General features: G+C 55.1%; 17 protein-coding genes. 8 read left to right on the top strand and 9 right to left on the bottom strand.

What is annotated here, in order from left to right; all coding sequences use genetic code 11:
* Positions 1-39: 39 nt before the first annotated feature.
* The 4 genes from rpoD to GGR91_RS05685 are packed head-to-tail and all read right to left on the bottom strand — an operon-like array spanning position 40 to position 4862.
* A complete protein-coding gene (gene rpoD / locus GGR91_RS05700; RefSeq protein ID WP_246337106.1) occupies positions 40-2040 on the bottom strand; it encodes an RNA polymerase sigma factor RpoD in 2001 nt (666 codons plus the stop codon).
* A 51-nt stretch (positions 2041-2091) separates the two neighbouring features.
* Positions 2092-3948, bottom strand: a complete 1857-nt coding sequence (gene dnaG, locus GGR91_RS05695; protein WP_183940890.1) for a DNA primase — start codon at positions 3946-3948, stop codon at positions 2092-2094.
* Positions 3945-4349, bottom strand: coding sequence for an endonuclease domain-containing protein (locus GGR91_RS05690; protein WP_183940888.1), 405 nt, complete (start codon positions 4347-4349; stop codon positions 3945-3947). Before GGR91_RS05690 ends, dnaG begins: the two co-directional genes overlap by 4 nt.
* A gap of 60 nt (positions 4350-4409) precedes the next feature.
* Entirely contained in the window at positions 4410-4862 is a 453-nt protein-coding gene (locus GGR91_RS05685; protein ID WP_183940886.1) for a GatB/YqeY domain-containing protein, read from the bottom strand.
* Positions 4863-5078: 216 nt separating this feature from the next.
* Here GGR91_RS05685 and carA point away from each other — a divergent pair, with 216 nt between their 5' ends.
* From carA to GGR91_RS05665, 4 genes are all read left to right on the top strand, one after another.
* The gene (carA, locus tag GGR91_RS05680) at positions 5079-6323 is read left to right on the top strand and encodes a glutamine-hydrolyzing carbamoyl-phosphate synthase small subunit (RefSeq protein ID WP_183940884.1); all 1245 of its coding nucleotides are present in this window, start codon (positions 5079-5081) and stop codon (positions 6321-6323) included.
* A 104-nt stretch (positions 6324-6427) separates the two neighbouring features.
* Positions 6428-9748: a carbamoyl-phosphate synthase large subunit gene (gene carB / locus GGR91_RS05675; protein WP_183940882.1), complete on the top strand. Its 3321-nt coding sequence runs from the start codon at positions 6428-6430 to the stop codon at positions 9746-9748.
* A 97-nt stretch (positions 9749-9845) separates the two neighbouring features.
* The gene (greA, locus tag GGR91_RS05670) at positions 9846-10322 is read left to right on the top strand and encodes a transcription elongation factor GreA (protein ID WP_183940880.1); all 477 of its coding nucleotides are present in this window, start codon (positions 9846-9848) and stop codon (positions 10320-10322) included.
* Positions 10323-10358: 36 nt separating this feature from the next.
* Positions 10359-11021 carry a rhomboid family intramembrane serine protease gene (locus GGR91_RS05665; protein WP_183940878.1) on the top strand — a complete coding sequence of 221 codons (663 nt, stop codon included), beginning with the start codon at positions 10359-10361 and terminating at the stop codon, positions 11019-11021.
* A 48-nt stretch (positions 11022-11069) separates the two neighbouring features.
* Here the strand turns inward: GGR91_RS05665 and GGR91_RS05660 are convergent, their stop codons facing one another.
* From GGR91_RS05660 to GGR91_RS05640, 5 genes are read right to left on the bottom strand one after another with little or no spacing between them, the layout of a single operon-like run.
* Positions 11070-11288 carry a DUF4170 domain-containing protein gene (locus tag GGR91_RS05660; RefSeq protein ID WP_183940876.1) on the bottom strand — a complete coding sequence of 73 codons (219 nt, stop codon included), beginning with the start codon at positions 11286-11288 and terminating at the stop codon, positions 11070-11072.
* Between the two features lie 12 nt (positions 11289-11300).
* On the bottom strand, positions 11301-11750 hold the full coding sequence (locus GGR91_RS05655) for a hypothetical protein (RefSeq protein ID WP_183940874.1): 450 nt from the start codon (positions 11748-11750) through the stop codon (positions 11301-11303).
* Positions 11751-11764: 14 nt separating this feature from the next.
* Positions 11765-12100, bottom strand: a complete 336-nt coding sequence (locus tag GGR91_RS05650) for a hypothetical protein (protein ID WP_183940872.1) — start codon at positions 12098-12100, stop codon at positions 11765-11767.
* On the bottom strand, positions 12081-12479 hold the full coding sequence (locus GGR91_RS05645; protein ID WP_183940870.1) for a phage holin family protein: 399 nt from the start codon (positions 12477-12479) through the stop codon (positions 12081-12083). The genes GGR91_RS05650 and GGR91_RS05645 overlap by 20 nt, the downstream gene beginning before the upstream one ends.
* Before the next feature lie 55 nt (positions 12480-12534).
* Positions 12535-13086, bottom strand: a complete 552-nt coding sequence (locus tag GGR91_RS05640) for a hypothetical protein (RefSeq protein WP_183940867.1) — start codon at positions 13084-13086, stop codon at positions 12535-12537.
* A 200-nt stretch (positions 13087-13286) separates the two neighbouring features.
* On the opposite strand from GGR91_RS05640, the gene eno reads away from it, so the two are divergent.
* The 4 genes from eno to GGR91_RS05620 all read left to right on the top strand — a co-directional run bounded on the left by eno (position 13287) and on the right by GGR91_RS05620 (position 17463).
* The gene (eno, locus tag GGR91_RS05635; RefSeq protein WP_183940865.1) at positions 13287-14561 is read left to right on the top strand and encodes a phosphopyruvate hydratase; all 1275 of its coding nucleotides are present in this window, start codon (positions 13287-13289) and stop codon (positions 14559-14561) included.
* A gap of 46 nt (positions 14562-14607) precedes the next feature.
* Complete coding sequence (locus GGR91_RS05630; protein ID WP_183940863.1) at positions 14608-14919, top strand: FtsB family cell division protein; 312 nt, start codon at positions 14608-14610, stop codon at positions 14917-14919.
* Positions 14920-15043: 124 nt separating this feature from the next.
* The gene (pdhA, locus tag GGR91_RS05625; protein ID WP_183940861.1) at positions 15044-16114 is read left to right on the top strand and encodes a pyruvate dehydrogenase (acetyl-transferring) E1 component subunit alpha; all 1071 of its coding nucleotides are present in this window, start codon (positions 15044-15046) and stop codon (positions 16112-16114) included.
* On the top strand, positions 16114-17463 hold the full coding sequence (locus GGR91_RS05620; RefSeq protein WP_183940859.1) for a pyruvate dehydrogenase complex E1 component subunit beta: 1350 nt from the start codon (positions 16114-16116) through the stop codon (positions 17461-17463). The genes pdhA and GGR91_RS05620 overlap by 1 nt, the downstream gene beginning before the upstream one ends.
* Positions 17464-17480 lie beyond the last annotated feature (17 nt).

Below are 17480 nucleotides of genomic sequence, written 5' to 3'. Positions count from 1 at the left end.
TTTCAAGGGCTCAGAAATAGATATGCGGCAAACGGTCGCTTATTGGTCGAGGAAGCTGCGCATTTTGCGGCTGCGGCTTGGGTGCTTCAGCTTGCGGAGCGCTTTTGCCTCGATCTGACGAATACGTTCGCGGGTAACGCTGAACTGTTGACCAACTTCTTCCAATGTATGGTCGGTGTTCATGCCGATACCAAAACGCATCCGCAACACGCGTTCTTCGCGCGGCGTCAGTGACGCCAGAACGCGGGTCACGGTTTCCTTCAAGTTCGCCTGAATGGCGGCATCGACAGGAATGATCGCGTTTTTGTCTTCGATGAAGTCGCCAAGATGGCTGTCTTCCTCGTCGCCAATCGGCGTTTCGAGTGAGATCGGCTCCTTCGCGATCTTCATGACCTTGCGCACTTTTTCTAGCGGCATGGAAAGGCGCTCGGCCATTTCCTCAGGCGTCGGCTCGCGGCCTTGCTCATGCAAGAACTGACGGCTTGTGCGCACCAGCTTGTTGATCGTTTCGATCATATGCACGGGAATACGGATGGTGCGGGCTTGGTCCGCAATCGAACGCGTAATCGCCTGACGAATCCACCATGTTGCGTAGGTGCTGAACTTGTAACCACGGCGATATTCAAATTTATCGACCGCCTTCATGAGGCCGATATTGCCCTCTTGAATGAGATCAAGGAACTGAAGGCCGCGGTTGGTGTATTTCTTCGCGATGGAAATAACGAGGCGCAGATTGGCCTCGACCATTTCCTTCTTTGCAATACGCGCTTCGCGTTCGCCCTTTTGCACCATGTTGACGATGCGGCGGAATTCACCCAGCGACATGCCGGTATTCGCGGCAATGTCCGCTATTTCGCTGCGAATGCGCTCAACGCCTTCGGCTTCGTTTGTTGCGAACGCCGTCCATTTTTTGTCGAGGTTTGAAACATCGGTCAGCCAATTTTCGTCGAGCTCATGGCCCATATAGCTGTCGAGGAATGCCTTGCGTGGAACCTTGTGCCGCTCGGCCAAGCGCAGCATTTGGCCACCAAGCGCGGTTAAGCGACGGTTGAACGAGTATAATTGGTCGACCAGATATTCGATCTTGTTCGCGTGGAACTGGACGCTTTCGACTTCAGCCGTCAATTCTTCACGTAATTTGTGATACTTATTTTCGGAAGCTGAGGAAAACTCTTCGCCGGCGTTCAAGGCGCGCATGCGCTCAAGCTGAATGTTCGAGAATTTCTTGAACAAAGTTGCGATCTTGGCAAAACGCTCCAAGGCCGCAGGCTTTAGTGCTTCTTCCATCTGCGCGAGGCTGAGGGTGTTGTCTTCTTCCTCTTCTTCAACCGGGCGTGAACGCCGCTCGGTCATATCATCGTCGTCGCTCGCGGATTCCGGCTCTTCGTCGACTTCGTCTTCTTCCTTGTAAGAAACCCCGGCGGTTTTTTCGCTGATTTCTCCGTCGCCTTCTTCTTCCTCGTCGTCGGTCAGCGTTTCGGGCGCCTTCGACAACATGGCGTCAAGATCAAGGATCTCGCGCAGCTGCATTTCGCCGTCGTTAAGCGCGTTCGACCAGTCAATAATGGCGTGGAAGGTGATCGGGCTCTCGCAGAGGCCCAGGATCATCGTGTCGCGTCCCGACTCAATCCGCTTTGCAATGGCAATTTCGCCTTCGCGGGACAGCAATTCAACCGCGCCCATTTCGCGCAAATACATGCGCACAGGGTCATCGGTACGTTCGCCGGTTCCGGTTTTCTTGACCGTGCTGGTCAGCGAGCGCGGATCGTTTTCAGAGATGTTGTCGACGGTTTCGACTTCTTCCTCTTCCTGCTCGTCCTCGCCATCTTCGCCGGCTTCGTCATTTTCGACGATTTGCACGCCCATGTCATTGATGGCCGACATGACGTCTTCGATCTGTTCCGAAGACATCTGGTCCTGCGGCAGGGCAGCATTTAACTCGTCATAGGTCAGGAAACCACGGCGCTTTGCCTTGGCTAGCAGTTTTTTGACAGTCGCATCATTTAGGTCAATCAGCGGCGCATCACCGTTTTCGACCATATCTTCTTCATTCTCGTTTACGCGACTTGCCAAAATAATTCCCCGATACTGTCATAAACCGTCCGCATCTCGCCTAAAAAATGCGATAATGCGATCGTCAAATGCCTTCTTTTCGTGACGTAACCTTTGCTGTTCGGCAAAAGTTTCTTCCGTCATCTCTAAACTCGCCAACCGTGTAGCGCGTTCCAATGCTTCTTCGAGCGCGGGACGCTGCTTCATCAGCCTGATAGCTTCACCCAAATCTTTTGAAACGCTGGATAATCCGTCGCCCCCCGAACCGAACTCCCCACGGTTGAAGGCAAATACCTTGCCGTTGCTGTGGAGGAGCGTCGATGCGACATTATACAACTTCTCGTCCAATATGGTAATTAGGCCGTCGGTATCAAGCGATTCTTTGGCAAAAGATTCATTCAGCATGATGTTGAGCAAAGCGGCGTGATTCGGGTCGGTCGGAACGAAGTCACTCAATGCTTCATGATGCTGCCGGATCATTGATGGATTACGCAGCAATGCACCAAGCACACCTTGCACCAGGAAATCCGATCCCTTTGCATTGAAACTCTTGGTCTCTGCGCCGGGCGGCAAAATCTGCGGCTTTCGCCAATCGCGTTTTGGCGTGTTGGCGTAGCGGGCCGGCGGCGCGTTTCTGCGTTGCGCAAAAAGATTATCGAACCGTTCGCGAAACGCATCGGCATAATGCCGTTTGATTTCTCCGTCCGTGATAGTTGCCATATGCACACCAAGGCGCTGTTTAAGCCCCGCACGGTCCTCTGGCGTGTCCAGTGGGTTTGCAGACATCTCCGCCTTCCACAATCGCTCCACAAGCGGCTCAGACGCCTCCAGAAGCTCTGTAAGGGCCTTTGCACCCGATGCCTTCACAAGGTCGTCCGGATCCTGCCCATCGGGCAACGTCACGAACTGAAGGCTGTGCCCAGGTTTTAGCAAGGGCAGGGCACGTAACGCCGCACGCATCGCGGCTTTTTGGCCAGCTGAATCGCCGTCGAAGCACAGCAACGGTTTTTCGGTCATGCGCCAGAGCATCTGGATTTGCTGCTCGGTCAGTGCGGTCCCCAATGGCGCAACGGCGTCAGCAAAGCCGGCCTGCGCAATCGCAATCACGTCCATATAGCCTTCGACCACGATAACGCGGCCCGTCTGGCGCGATGCGGGCGAGCATTTGTCCAGATTGTAGAGCGTCCGCCCCTTGTCGAACAAAGGCGTATCGGGTGAATTGAGATATTTGGGTTCACCATCGCCCAATATCCTGCCACCAAAAGCAATCACGCGGCCGCGCGGGTCGCGAATGGGAATCATCAGCCGGCCGCGAAACCGGTCGTAAGGATCTTTGCCCTCAACCGCGATCAGCAACCCCGCCTCAACCAGCATGGCATCGCCATATTGTTTCAGCGCTGATTTCAATGCTGTGCGATTATCGGGCGCCAGACCGAAGCCGAAATCGCGGATGGTTTTTTCGGTGAACCCGCGCTTTTTCAGATAGGCCCGCGCAACTGCACCATCGGGGCTTTGCAGTTGCGCAACGAACCAGTCCTGCGCTGACGTCATCACGTCATACAGGCTGTTCGCTTTTTCGGCGCGCTGGGCGGCTTTGGGGTCAGGGGCAGGGACCTCCATCCCCGCTTCGGCGGCCAATTCCTTGATCGCGTCCATGAACGACAGGCCGCGTTGGTCGGTCATCCACCGAATGGCATCGCCATGCGCAGAGCAGCCAAAGCAATGGTAGAAGCCTTTTTCATCATTGATCGTGAAGCTTGGCGACTTCTCATTATGGAACGGACAGCATGCCTTAAACTCGCGCCCCGCTTTGGTCACCTTTACGGTGCGGCCAATCAACGCGGAAAGCGTTGTCCGCGACCGCAGTTCATCAAGCCATTGCGGGGTGAGGGTCATGCGAAGTTATTCCCCTCCCGTAGACGGGAGGGGTTAGGGGTGGGCAGCGACACTTCCGTCAAAGCCCGACCGATTGTACCCAGCACATCTTCCAAGTTCTGCAGCACATCCATGTTACTAAATCTGATCACACGATATCCCTGAGCCTCGATTAATTCTGTTCGAGCGCAATCATACTCGACCTGCAAGTCATGGGAAGAGCCATCAACTTCGACCACGAGCTTTGCAGACCTACATACAAAGTCCGCAAAATAAGGACCAATCGGTATTTGACGGCTAAATTTGAACCCGTGCAGTTGGCGCTTCGACAGGCTTTGCCATAATTTTATTTCAGCGGGCGTGCCCTGTTTGCGCAGCTCACGAGCGCGTCGCGTATCTCTGGCGTTGAATGCTCTTTCCATTGCACTGGATGCCCACCCCCAACCCCTCCCGCCTGCGGGAGGGGAGTTATGTTGCCCAAGTTACGACAACGCCGCCTTCACAAGGCCGCTTGCCTTGCTCATGTCGAGTTGTGGGCCGTGGCGTTCTTTTAAGGTCGCCATGACACGGCCCATGTCTTTGAGGGATTCCGCGCCGAGTTCGGCCTTGATACCTTCGATGGCTGCGCTGGTTTCGGCGTCGCTCATTTGTGCGGGCAGGAAGTCTTCGATGATTGCAAGCTCAGCGGCTTCAATCGCCGCCAGCTCATTGCGTCCGCCCTGTTCATATAGCGCGATGGATTCGCGGCGTTGCTTGATCATCTTTTGCATGACCTCAACCACCATCGCGTCATCATCTGGTTGCTGAGATGCGGTGCGCAGTTCGATATCGCGGTCTTTGATTTTGGCAAGGATCAGGCGAACGGCGGCGAGCCGGTCTTTTTCGCCAGCCTTCATCGCGGTAATTTGGGCGGCCTTGATGGTATCACGAATCATAATGTTCTTTCCGAATATGTATTTTGCGCAGATAGCCAATCCGCGGCAAACCGTCACCCTGAACTTGGTTCAGGGTCTTAATGTCATTTCATCCACAAGTAAGATGCGGAAACACGTCGGGGATGGTGAGTTTGAGATTGACGCATCCCCCCGCCGTCTCTAGGCGCAATCCCTTAGCGACATTGCTGTAATCCGTCTCACAGGAGCGACCCCATCATGGCCGACCCCATTTCTTCGCGCGCGCCTTCTGGAGCGACGGGGGTATTGGTTCTGGCGTCCGGGGAAGTCATCTGGGGCAAGGGCTTTGGCGCAGAAGGTCAAGCCGTCGGCGAAGTCTGCTTCAACACCGCCATGACCGGATATCAGGAAGTGATGACCGACCCGTCTTATGCGGGGCAGATCATCAACTTCACCTTTCCGCATATTGGTAACGTCGGCACAAACCCCGAGGATGTTGAGGCGCTGAACCCGCATGCCCTTGGCGCAATTGTGCGTCAGGATGTGACCGACCCATCCAATTTCCGCAGCACACAGCATTTTGATGCATGGATGAAGGCCAATGGCCGCATTGGCATTTCGGGCGTTGATACCCGCGCGCTGACGCGGCTAATCCGTGTTGCCGGCGCGCCAAACGCCGTGATTGCACATTCGGCGAGTGGCGATTTCGACGTGCCTGCATTGTTGGCACGCGCAAAGGCGTGGGCTGGCTTGGAAGGTATGGACCTTGCCAAGGATGTAACGACGTTGCAGACTTATGGTTGGGATCAGGGGCTTTGGAAGCTGGGTTCGGGCTACACTTCTCCCCTCCCGCAGGCGGGAGGGGCCGGGGGTGGGCCTTTGAACGCTTCGACTGCGGAACAGCCCACCCCTAACCCCTCCCGCCTGCGGGAGGGGAATAAAAAACCCCGCGTCGTCGCCATCGATTATGGGATAAAGCACAATATCCTGCGCAATCTGGTTGATGTTGGTTGCGACGTCACGATCGTGAGCGCAACCGCGACGTTCGAAGAAATCATGGCGCATGCGCCCGATGGTCTGTTCCTGTCGAACGGCCCCGGCGACCCTGCTGCGACGGGCGTATATGCGGTGCCAGTTATTAAACAGTGGCTGGACACCAAAAAGCCTTTGTTCGGCATTTGCCTCGGGCATCAGATGCTTGGCCTCGCGGTCGGCGCGAAGACCGAGAAGATGCATCAGGGCCACCGTGGCGCGAACCATCCCGTCAAGCGCCTGAGCGACGGCGCAGTCGAAATTACCAGTATGAACCATGGTTTTGCCGTGGATGCAGATACCTTGCCCGCCAATGCCAAGGCGACGCATATCAGCCTGTTCGACGGCAGCAATTGCGGTTTCGAGCTCGCCGACCAGCCAGCGTTTTCGGTGCAATATCACCCCGAAGCATCACCCGGCCCGCAGGACAGCCATTATCTGTTCGAAAAATTTGCGGGGATGATGGCGTGAATAGCCTAATGCGGGCCCTCTATTCCATGTGCTGCGCACTGCCATCCTCTACACTCTGTCGTATTCGTGAGAGTGCGGCTGGGGCCTTTGGAAATATGAATTAAATGCCCAAACGTACTGACATAAAATCCATCCTCATCATCGGCGCGGGCCCCATCATCATTGGGCAGGCGTGCGAGTTTGATTATTCGGGGACGCAGGCGTGCAAGGCGTTGCGCGAAGAGGGCTATCGCATCATTCTCGTCAATTCCAATCCGGCGACGATCATGACTGATCCGGATATGGCCGACGCGACCTATGTCGAGCCGATTACGCCCGAAATCGTTGCCAAGATCATTGAAAAAGAGCGCCCCGACGCGGTGTTGCCGACGATGGGTGGGCAGACGGCTTTGAACGTGGCTTTGGCGTTGTTCAACGACGGCACGCTGGCAAAATATGGTGTCGAGATGATTGGCGCGGATGCCGAAGCGATCGACAAGGCGGAGGACCGGATCAAGTTCCGCGACGCGATGACCAAAATCGGTCTGGAATCGGCGCGTTCGGGCATTGCGCATTCGATGGAAGAAGCGCTGGAGGTGCTTGAACGCACGGGCCTGCCATCCATCATTCGTCCAAGTTTCACCATGGGCGGTACGGGCGGCGGTATCGCGTATAACCGCGACGAATTCATCAAGATCGTCACCGGCGGCCTTGATGCATCGCCAACCACCGAAGTGCTGATTGAAGAATCGCTGCTCGGTTGGAAAGAATATGAGATGGAAGTCGTGCGCGACCGCGCGGACAATGCCATCATCATTTGCTCGATTGAGAATATCGACCCGATGGGTGTGCACACCGGCGATTCTATCACGGTTGCGCCAGCGCTGACGCTGACCGACAAAGAATATCAGATCATGCGCAATGCGAGCATCGCGTGCTTGCGTGAAATTGGCGTGGAAACAGGTGGTTCCAACGTACAGTTCGCAGTCAATCCGAAGGATGGCCGCCTGATTGTTATTGAAATGAACCCGCGCGTATCACGTTCGTCGGCGCTTGCATCGAAAGCCACCGGCTTCCCGATTGCCAAGGTTGCGGCGAAATTGGCGGTTGGCTTCACGCTCGACGAAATCACCAATGACATTACCGGCGCAACGCCAGCGTCGTTCGAACCGACGATTGATTATGTCGTCACCAAAATCCCCCGCTTTGCCTTTGAAAAGTTCAAAGGTGCCGAGCCATTGTTGCACACGGCGATGAAATCCGTGGGCGAAGTGATGGCGATTGGCCGCAACATCCACGAAAGCCTGCAAAAGGCGCTTCGTGGTCTGGAAACCGGGCTTTCGGGTTTCAATTATGTCGACGCGCTGAAGGGGGCATCGAAAGACCAGCTTTCTGCCGAATTGAGCCGTGCGACGCCAGACCGGCTGTTGGTCGCGGCGCAAGCGCTGCGCGAGGGCATGAGCGTCGCCGAAATCCACGCGATTGCGAAGTTCGATCCGTGGTTCCTTGAACGGCTGGAAGAAATCGTTTCGGCGGAAAATGACGTCAAGACGAACGGCTTGCCCAATACGCCCGAGGCGCTTCGCCGTCTGAAAGCCATGGGCTTTTCGGATAAGCGGCTTGCCTATCTGGCGCTGGAATCGGTCAATATCCGCCCGGGCATGGAAACCGCAGTCCGCCGTGGTTCCGGCATTGCCATGCAGGCTGCGCGCGCGATTGCTGGCGCCGTGACCGAAGATGAAGTGCGCGCACTGCGCCACAAATTGGGCGTGCGTCCCGTGTTCAAGCGCATCGATACCTGCGCCGCCGAGTTTGAGGCCAAGACGCCTTATATGTATTCAACCTATGAAGCCCCAAGCTTTGGCACACCGGAATGCGAGAGCCAGCCCACGGATCGTGAGAAGGTCGTTATCCTTGGCGGTGGTCCGAACCGCATCGGGCAGGGGATTGAGTTCGATTATTGCTGCGTCCACGCCTGCTTTGCATTGGCGGACGCGGGCTATGAAACCATCATGGTCAACTGCAATCCGGAAACCGTGTCGACCGATTATGACACCAGCGACCGTTTGTATTTCGAGCCGCTGACAGCAGAAGACGTGCTGGAAATCCTGCATGTCGAACAGCAGAATGGTACGCTGAAGGGCGTCATCGTCCAGTTCGGCGGGCAGACCCCGCTGAACCTCGCAAAGGCGCTTGAGGCAGCTGGCATCCCGATTTTGGGCACATCGCCCGACGCCATCGATCTGGCCGAAGACCGCGAACGCTTTGCCGCGCTGATCAACAAGCTGAAGCTCAAGCAGCCCGAAAACGGTATTGCGCGCAGCCGCGATGAAGCCATTAAGGTTGCCGAGAATATTGGCTACCCCGTGCTGATGCGCCCGTCCTACGTCCTTGGCGGGCGTGCGATGGAAATCGTCGATACGCAGGCGCAGCTCGAAAATTACATCCAAACGGCAGTGATCGTCTCTGGCGACTCGCCGGTATTGATCGACAGCTATTTGCGGGACGCCATTGAGGTCGACGTTGATGCCTTGTGCGATGGCGACGAGGTCGTTGTTGCCGGCATATTGCAGCATATTGAGGAGGCTGGCGTCCACAGCGGCGATTCCGCCTGCACCATCCCGCCGTACAGCCTGCCCGATGATATCATTGCGGAAATCCGCCGCCAGACCGAATTGCTCGCGGTCAACCTGCATGTTCGTGGCCTGATGAACATTCAGTTCGCGGTCAAGGATGGTGAGGTGTATCTGATTGAAGTCAATCCACGTGCCAGCCGGACCGTGCCTTTCGTCGCAAAGGCCATCGGCGCACCCATCGCCAAGATCGCCGCGCGCGTTATGGCGGGGGAAAAGCTGAAAGACTTGCCTCCCATCAACCTCGACATCGATTATATCGCGGTCAAGGAAGCGGTGTTCCCATTTGATCGTTTCCCCGGTGTTGACCCCGTCCTGTCGCCTGAAATGAAATCAACAGGCGAAGTCATGGGTATCGATCGCGACTTTGCGACGGCCTTTGCCAAATCACAAATCGGCGCGCGGATGCCGCCACCGATGGGCGGGAAGCTGTTCGTTTCGGTCAAAGACACGGACAAGCCGGTTATCGTCCCTGCCGTCAAACAGGCGATTGCGTGCGGCTTTACCGTATGCGCAACTGATGGAACGGCAAATTATCTGCTGGCGCAAGGGATAGAGGTCGAGCGCGTGAACAAGGTCGCGCAGGGCCGCCCGCATATCGTCGACAAGATTAAAGACGGTGAAATCCACCTGATCTTCAACACCACCGAAGGTTGGCAGAGCTTGAAAGACAGCGAAGAAATCCGCCGTTCCGCGTTGGTTGGCAAGGTTTCGCAATATACAACAGCCGCAGGAAGCATTGCGGTTGCACAGGCGATTGCGGCGCTGCAGCAACGGCAACTTGAAGTTCGGCCACTTCAAGACTATTATTAACACGAGCAGTATCTTTCCCCGACAATTGAACTGCATATCGGATTGATGGTTATCATTTCTCCGGTCGGGATGTTTTTGTGACGAAGGGTTTTGCCTGATGGCGAGTTTTGAGAAATATCCGATGTTGGCTGAAGGCTATGAAAAGCTGACAACCGACCTGAAGCGCCTTCGGGATGAGCGGCCATTGATTGTGGAAGCAATCGAGGAAGCGCGTGCGCATGGCGATCTGTCGGAAAATGCCGAATACCACGCCGCCAAGGAACGCCAGGGTCAGGTGGAAGCCGCGATTTCAGAAATTGAAGACAAAATTGGCCGCGCGCAAATTATCGATCCGACGACTTTGTCAGGTGACAAGATTGTTTTTGGTGCAACGGTGACGTTGTTGGACGAAAACGACAAGCCTGTGCGGTATCAGCTGGTGGGTGAAACCGAAGCCGATGCGAAGGCCGGCCGTATTTCCTACAATTCGCCATTGGGCCGCGCGCTTATCGGGCGTATCGCCGACGATGAAGTCGAAGTGACGGTACCATCGGGTGACAAATTTTATCTCGTATCCAAAATCGAGTTCATCTGAACGTGCGTTTCGTGATGAAGCGCCGTAATATTTGACATGCAGTTTCCCCGCGGACCTGTCACCCACGCACTGATCATCATCAATCTGGCAATTGCTGCCATTTTGTTGGTGCCGTCCTTGTGGCAATATGCGGTCGTTGCTGGCGGGCTTTTCCCGGCCCGTTTAAGCGGTGATAGTTCTGCGTTTGCGGGCATAACATTTCTCGTGCCCGCGTTGCTTACGCCGTTGACTGCCGCATTCCTGCATGGCGGGATCGCGCATGTTATCATGAACATGCTGATGCTTTTGCTTATCGGCAAAATGGTTGAGCGCGTTTTGGGCGGCGGTCTCTTCTTGGCGCTGTATATGGTGTCCGCTTATGCTGCTGCGGCTACTGAGTGGCTTGCGGCTTATCTGCAATTGCCGATGTCATTGGATATGATGGCGCCTGCCATCGGCGCAAGCGGGGCGATATCGGGTATCATTGGGGCTTATGTATTGCTGTTCCCGAACAAGCAGCCAAAGCCTTGGGGGCCGATTCCTGCAGGGATCGCACGGCCGCTCCATCTGACCTTGGCTTGGATTGGCCTGAACCTTGCGATGGGCTTTGTCGGACCGGGGTTAGGTGTCGGTATTGCCATCTGGTCGCATATAGGTGGTTTTGTGATGGGGCTAGCTCTGGCACGGCCATTGCTGCTTTGGCGCTATCGTAACGCCTGAAGCTTTGACGTCACCCTGATGGGATCAGGGTAACGTCCAATGCGGGATTTATGCGCCGGGTTGCAGCAACTTGTGCAAATGAACGACGACATATTTCATTTCGGCATCATCAACCGTGCGCTGTGCGGCGGCGCGCCATGCTTCTTCTGCGCTGGCATAGTCCGGAAACATGCCCACAATGTCCAATTTTTCTAAATCCGTAAACTTCAACGTCTGTGGGTCTTCAACCCGTCCACCAAAGACGAGGTGCAATTTTGTGTCGGTCACGCTGTTTTCCAATTATTTTTCTTTGGCAGCATCCGTTGCCGCCTGACTCGCGGCCTTTACAGCGACTGCGGCTTTGCTGACAAGCTCCCTAAATTGCAAACGCAACGCGTCGCCGTTCAGGCCGAGGCTTTCGACCTGGTCCTTACCGGCGGCTTTCGCGGCTTCAGCCATTTTGCGGGCCTTTTTGTTCAGCTTTTTACCAGCCTTGCCCAAAACTTTCGTTTCACGTTCCGTGCGCGGCAAAAGTGCACCGACGATTGCGCCGATCGCGATGCCGCCCAAAACGATGGCCAACGGATTTTTGTCAATGCCGTCGCTTGTCTTGCCCTTGCCCTTTTCGTACATGTCGGATGCCTTTACGCGCGCCGCAGCGCTTGATTGCGTCGTTTTGGCTTTCGCGCTTGCAAGGCTGTCTTTCGCGCTGTCAGCTGCGGTTTTAATGCTGTCGCCAATCTTGCTCATGTTTCGTTCCTATATCAATCGCCAACGGGCGTGTTTGTTTTACTCTTTCGCAAGCGTGAAATCCAACGCGAAATCGGACGGCGGGCGGCCACCAATAATGTGGCTGCGCCGAGTATGCCGATAAGCGGTGCTTTTCTCTTCACGACTTGGATGGTCCCATCCGCAGCCTTTTTAGCCTGCGATTTTTTCAACGCGACCAGCTTGCGAACTTGGTTGCGGGGGTTGAGGACATCCTGAGCAACGTTGATGCTGCCCTTAAGCTTACGCCGAAGATTACGCCGCTCTGCATTCGACAGAATGACGCTTTCGCGGTCCGTGACAACCGGGTCTTCAGGTAAGATCGTCGACATTCTCTTGCATTTCCGGAAAGTAAACTTTCCTCATCCATTTTCGTGCCAGCGATCCAAAAATGACCGCAACGACGATAAAGGTGAACGTGACAACCAACGTGGCCGCCAGCGGACCAATTAATGGGGCCAACGTAAGCACCAGCCCCAACACAAACGCGATTGCCGCGCCGATGAGTGCAAACGCCGCAATCGCGCCATAGAGGAACGCCGATCGGAATACATGTCGCGTGTAATTAAGGCGCGAACGGTAATATTGCATTTCTGCCTTCACCAGCGCGCGCAGGTCTTCCATCACCAACGAAACCTGTTCGCTTGCGGTCGCTTCTGCCGGTTTCGGGCTATCCTCCACCAATTCGTCCTGACGCTGATCCATAATCATTGGTTTCACTTATCGGTCAAAAGCGGCCTTTTGCAAAGCTGCTAATGCTGTCTAATTAGGCGTCCTTGCCGCCAGAGCGAATGAGGCGTGCGAGTACAAAGCCAATGGCCGCGGCAGCGCCAACCGCAACTGCCGGGCTTTTGCGGACAAACTGGCGGGCATCATCGGCCAAGGCGTCGACATCCTTTGCGTCCATCTTGCCAGCGAAGCCTTCGACCATATCTGCTGCGCTACGGGCGTAATCGCCATATTGCTTACCGACATTGTCATCGATGGTCGCAGCGCTGTCGCGAATAAGTTTACCAATGCTGTCGACCGCTTCCGTCGCGCGGTCCTTGCCTTTTTTAGCTGCGGCGCGCGCGCTTTCCGTTGCTTTGGATTTGAAATCGTTCATGTCTGATTTGACCTTGGATTTAACGTCGTCGGTTTTGCCTTTGGCAGGCTGCGCCTTTGCCACGGCCTTTGGTGCTGAAGTCGACGCAGCGGGCTTTGTGGCCTTGGAAGCGGCTGGCTTGACTGCTGCTGTCTTCGCAGCCGCAGGCTTGGCGGTTGCTTTTTTCACGGGCGCTGGTTTCGCAGCCGCTTTTGGCTTTTCAGTTTCGGCCATGGGAATATGCTCCTATCGGTTTAGTGCGGGCACTCAAATGGGCGCCGCTATATCTCATATTTGTACGGGCGGTGCCTTAGTCAACTATAGCACCATAAAATTACATTTAAAATCCATATGTCTTAGCGTCGTTGCCAAATCCTCAACACAACGATAGACGCGCTGACATTGTTCCCATCACGATTTTAATGGAGCTTTCCATGACTGCGATCCTCGACATACATGCCCGCCAAATTTTGGATAGCCGGGGCAACCCGACCGTCGAAGTCGATGTATTGTTGGAAGACGGCAGTTTTGGCCGCGCAGCCGTTCCATCGGGTGCTTCTACAGGCGCATATGAAGCCGTAGAAAAGCGCGATGGCGACATGTCTAAATATATGGGCAAGGGCGTATTACAGGCAATCGAGGCGGTTAATGGTCCGATTTATGAAGCGCTGTTGGAGCTAGACGCGGAAGATCAGGAAAATGTCGATGCCGTGATGATCGACTTGGATGGTACCGACAACAAGTCCAACCTTGGTGCCAATGCGATCTTGGGGGTTAGTTTGGCCGTCGCAAAGGCTGCTGCGGACGCACGCGGGTTGCCATTATATCGTTATGTTGGCGGTGTGAACGCACATGTCCTGCCGGTTCCGATGATGAATATCATCAACGGCGGTGAACATGCCGATAACCCGATTGATTTTCAGGAATTCATGGTCATGCCGGTTGGCGCGGGATCGATTTCCGAAGCCGTTCGCTGGGGCTCTGAGATTTTTCACACGCTCAAAAAAGGCCTGCATAAAAAGGGTTTGGCGACGTCGGTTGGCGATGAAGGCGGATTTGCGCCAAATCTTGCCTCTACGCGTGACGCGCTTGATTTCATCATGACGTCAATCGACAAGGCCGGCTTTAAAGCCGGTGAAGACGTTGTGCTTGCGCTGGATTGCGCAGCGACCGAATTTTTCCGCAACGGCAAATATGAAATTTCGGGCGAAGGTCTCTCGCTTTCGCCGCATGAAATGGCGGATTACCTTGCTGCGCTTTGCAAAGATTATCCCATTCGTTCGATTGAGGATGGCATGAGCGAAGACGATTTTGAAGGTTGGAAAGCCATTACCGACAAGATTGGCCACGAGGTTCAGTTGGTCGGCGATGACTTGTTCGTCACCAACCCAGAGCGTCTGGCAATGGGCATTGGCAAAGGTCTTGCCAACTCTTTGTTGGTGAAGGTCAATCAAATTGGCACGCTGACTGAAACTCTGGCTGCTGTATCGATGGCACACCGGGCTTCTTACACCGCCGTGATGTCACATCGTTCGGGCGAGACGGAAGATGCGACCATCGCCGATTTGGCAGTGGCAACAAATTGCGGCCAGATTAAAACTGGAAGCCTCGCGCGGTCCGACCGGTTGGCGAAGTACAACCAGCTCATCCGCATTGAAGAAGAGCTGGGTGCATCGGCGCAATATGCAGGGCAGGGTATTTTCCGCTGACCCCTCCTTTCTTGCCATTTTTGCGAAAATATGATTCTGTCTGAATATGGTGCGTTCAAACCGAAAGCCTGAATATGTGAAGTCGGTGATTGGGCCGGCTTTGGCGCTTGTCGCTTTGCTGGGTATTGCGTCTTATGCACTTCTGGGACCAACGGGCATCATTGCGTGGACGGATTATCGGGCGGCGCTGAGTGAGCGTAAGATTGAACTGGCCAAATTACAAAAGGAACGCGATGCCCTGCGCAATCGGCAGTTGCTTCTGGACCGCGATAATGTCGATCCTGACTTGGCCGGCGAATTAATGCGCAAGGAATTGAACGTTGTTGCGCCTGACGAGGTTGTCGTTCCTTTAAAGTGATACATTCGTCATAGAATGAATAGCTATGCAGTGCATTCCGTTGCGGAAAAGCGCTTTTCACCTCGGTCGATTTTGACTAGGCGACAATGCATTCGCATATAAAATTCCACCAAAGGAACTTGTTTTGGCAACCACCCCAGCGAAAAAATCTGTTTCGAAGAAGGCCAGTGTGAGCGAAGACGCCGCGCGCGCCAACCGCGAGCGTCCGACCGAACCAAAGCCATATAAGGCCACGAAAGAAGAACTTTTAAAATTCTATCGTGACATGCTGCTGATCCGCCGTTTTGAAGAAAAAGCGGGGCAATTATATGGCCTAGGTCTGATCGGTGGTTTTTGCCATTTGTACATCGGCCAAGAAGCCGTCGCCATTGGACTCCAATCCGCGCTGACACCGGGCAAAGACAGCGTCATCACGGGCTATCGTGACCATGGGCATATGCTGGCATATGGTATTGATCCCAATCTGATCATGGCGGAACTGACTGGTCGTGCTGCGGGCATTTCGCGGGGCAAGGGCGGGTCGATGCATATGTTTTCGACCGAGCATAAATTTTACGGCGGCCATGGCATCGTGGGCGCGCAAGTCTCGCTGGGGGCTGGCCTTGCGTTTGGTCACAAATATTCGAACGATGGCGGGGTGTGCCTCGCATATTTCGGTGACGGTGCGTCCAACCAAGGACAAGTCTACGAAAGCTTTAACATGGCGGAATTGTGGAAGCTTCCGATCATATTCGTCATCGAGAATAACCAATATGCGATGGGCACCAGCGTAAACCGCGCGTCGTCCGAGGACCAATTGTACCGCCGGGGCGAAAGCTTCCGCATTCCGGGCATTCAGGTTGATGGTATGGACATTCTCGCCGTGCGCGGTGCTGCCGAGGTTGCATTGGATTGGGTCCGCAGCGGTAAGGGGCCCGTGTTGCTGGAAATGAAGACGTACCGTTATCGCGGTCACTCCATGTCCGATCCGGCGAAGTACAGAAGCCGCGATGAAGTGCAGTCGGTACGAGACAACAGCGACCCTATCGAGGGATGCAAGGCGTATCTGGCCGACCTTGGCGTGGGCGAAGACGAGTTGAAGGCCATTGAGAAGGAAATCCGGAAAATCGTGAATGAATCTGCTGATTTTGCGGAAGCATCGCCTGAACCGGATTTGTCCGAACTTTATACTGACGTGTTGGTGGAGCAATATTGATGGCAATCGAACTGAAAATGCCCGCGCTTTCGCCAACAATGGAAGAAGGCACGCTTGCCAGATGGTTGGTTAAGGAAGGCGATAGAGTGAAGTCTGGCGATATCCTTGCGGAGATCGAAACCGATAAGGCAACGATGGAGTTTGAAGCCGTTGATGAAGGCGTGATTACATCCATTTCCGTGCCTGAGGGCACCGACGGGGTGAAGATCGGCACCGTGATTGCGCTTATCTCAAGCGATGACGAGGCTGCGGCTCCAGCAAAAACCACCCCAGCGCCCGCCGCCGCACCGACGCCCGCACCTGAGGTCGTGGTTGCGGTCGCTCCCGTTGCTCCCAAGGCCGCGCCCGCCACAACCGATGGCGCTGCGATGCAGTCTGTTACCTTGCGTGAAGCTTTGCGCGACGCAATGGCTGAAGAAATGCGCCGCGATGACCGCGTATTTGTCATGGGCGAGGAAGTTGCCGAATATCAGGGCGCTTATAAAGTGACGCAGGGCTTGCTTGACGAGTTCGGTGCTCGCCGCGTTATCGATACGCCAATTACCGAATATGGCTTTGCAGGTATCGGAACGGGCGCCGCGATGGGCGGGCTTCGCCCCGTCATCGAATTCATGACATTTAACTTTGCGATGCAGGCGATTGACCACATCATCAACTCGGCGGCAAAGACCAATTACATGTCGGGTGGCCAGATGCGCTGCCCCATCGTGTTCCGTGGTCCAAACGGTGCCGCAGCGCGCGTCGGTGCGCAGCATAGCCAAAATTACGCGCCATGGTACGCCAGCGTGCCCGGTCTGATTGTTATCGCACCCTATGATGCCGCAGATGCGAAGGGTTTGCTCAAAGCCGCAATCCGTTGCGAGGACCCGGTTGTTTTCCTCGAAAACGAGCTGCTTTATGGTCGCACGTTTGAAGTTCCCGCAGGGGACGACCATGTGCTGCCGATTGGTAAGGCACGCATCATGCGCGAAGGCACAGACGTAACTATCGTGAGCTATTCCATTGGCGTGGGGCTGTCATTGGAGGCAGCTGACACGTTAGCGGCCGAAGGCATCAGCGCAGAGGTCATCGACCTGCGCACCATTCGTCCGCTGGATACGCAGACCGTGCTGGCGAGCCTTGCAAAAACCAATCGTTTGGTCGTGGCCGAAGAAGGCTGGCCGGTGTGTTCGGTTGGTAGCGAAATCCTTGCAGTATGTATGGAGCAGGGCTTCGATGATCTCGACGCTCCCGTCTTGCGTATCACGAACGAAGACGTTCCGATGCCTTATGCAGCTAATCTTGAGAAGGCGACGCTCATCAATGCCGACAAGATTGTTGCTGGCGTGCGCAAAACGCTAGGTCTTTAGAGGGATATCCGCCGTCC

This window comes from Sphingorhabdus rigui (assembly GCF_014196595.1).
GTDB lineage: Bacteria > Pseudomonadota > Alphaproteobacteria > Sphingomonadales > Sphingomonadaceae > Sphingorhabdus_B > Sphingorhabdus_B rigui.
The sequence above is the reverse complement of the archived record's forward strand: the minus strand, read 5'-3'. Positions and strand labels throughout refer to the sequence as shown.

Excerpts from the sequence above, each read along its gene's own strand:
- GGR91_RS05640 (WP_183940867.1), bottom strand. The coding sequence starts at position 13,086 with ATGGCCGAAACTGAAAAGCCAAAAGCGGCTGCGAAACCAGCGCCCGTG.
- carB (WP_183940882.1), top strand. The coding sequence starts at position 6,428 with ATGCCCAAACGTACTGACATAAAATCCATCCTCATCATCGGCGCGGGC.
- eno (WP_183940865.1), top strand. The coding sequence starts at position 13,287 with ATGACTGCGATCCTCGACATACATGCCCGCCAAATTTTGGATAGCCGG.
- GGR91_RS05630 (WP_183940863.1), top strand. The coding sequence starts at position 14,608 with ATGGTGCGTTCAAACCGAAAGCCTGAATATGTGAAGTCGGTGATTGGG.
- dnaG (WP_183940890.1), bottom strand. The coding sequence starts at position 3,948 with ATGACCCTCACCCCGCAATGGCTTGATGAACTGCGGTCGCGGACAACG.
- greA (WP_183940880.1), top strand. The coding sequence starts at position 9,846 with ATGGCGAGTTTTGAGAAATATCCGATGTTGGCTGAAGGCTATGAAAAG.
- GGR91_RS05645 (WP_183940870.1), bottom strand. The coding sequence starts at position 12,479 with ATGATTATGGATCAGCGTCAGGACGAATTGGTGGAGGATAGCCCGAAA.
- GGR91_RS05685 (WP_183940886.1), bottom strand. The coding sequence starts at position 4,862 with ATGATTCGTGATACCATCAAGGCCGCCCAAATTACCGCGATGAAGGCT.
- GGR91_RS05620 (WP_183940859.1), top strand. The coding sequence starts at position 16,114 with ATGGCAATCGAACTGAAAATGCCCGCGCTTTCGCCAACAATGGAAGAA.
- GGR91_RS05690 (WP_183940888.1), bottom strand. The coding sequence starts at position 4,349 with ATGGAAAGAGCATTCAACGCCAGAGATACGCGACGCGCTCGTGAGCTG.
- rpoD (WP_246337106.1), bottom strand. The coding sequence starts at position 2,040 with ATGGTCGAAAACGGTGATGCGCCGCTGATTGACCTAAATGATGCGACT.
- GGR91_RS05650 (WP_183940872.1), bottom strand. The coding sequence starts at position 12,100 with ATGTCGACGATCTTACCTGAAGACCCGGTTGTCACGGACCGCGAAAGC.
- GGR91_RS05655 (WP_183940874.1), bottom strand. The coding sequence starts at position 11,750 with ATGAGCAAGATTGGCGACAGCATTAAAACCGCAGCTGACAGCGCGAAA.
- GGR91_RS05665 (WP_183940878.1), top strand. The coding sequence starts at position 10,359 with ATGCAGTTTCCCCGCGGACCTGTCACCCACGCACTGATCATCATCAAT.
- carA (WP_183940884.1), top strand. The coding sequence starts at position 5,079 with ATGGCCGACCCCATTTCTTCGCGCGCGCCTTCTGGAGCGACGGGGGTA.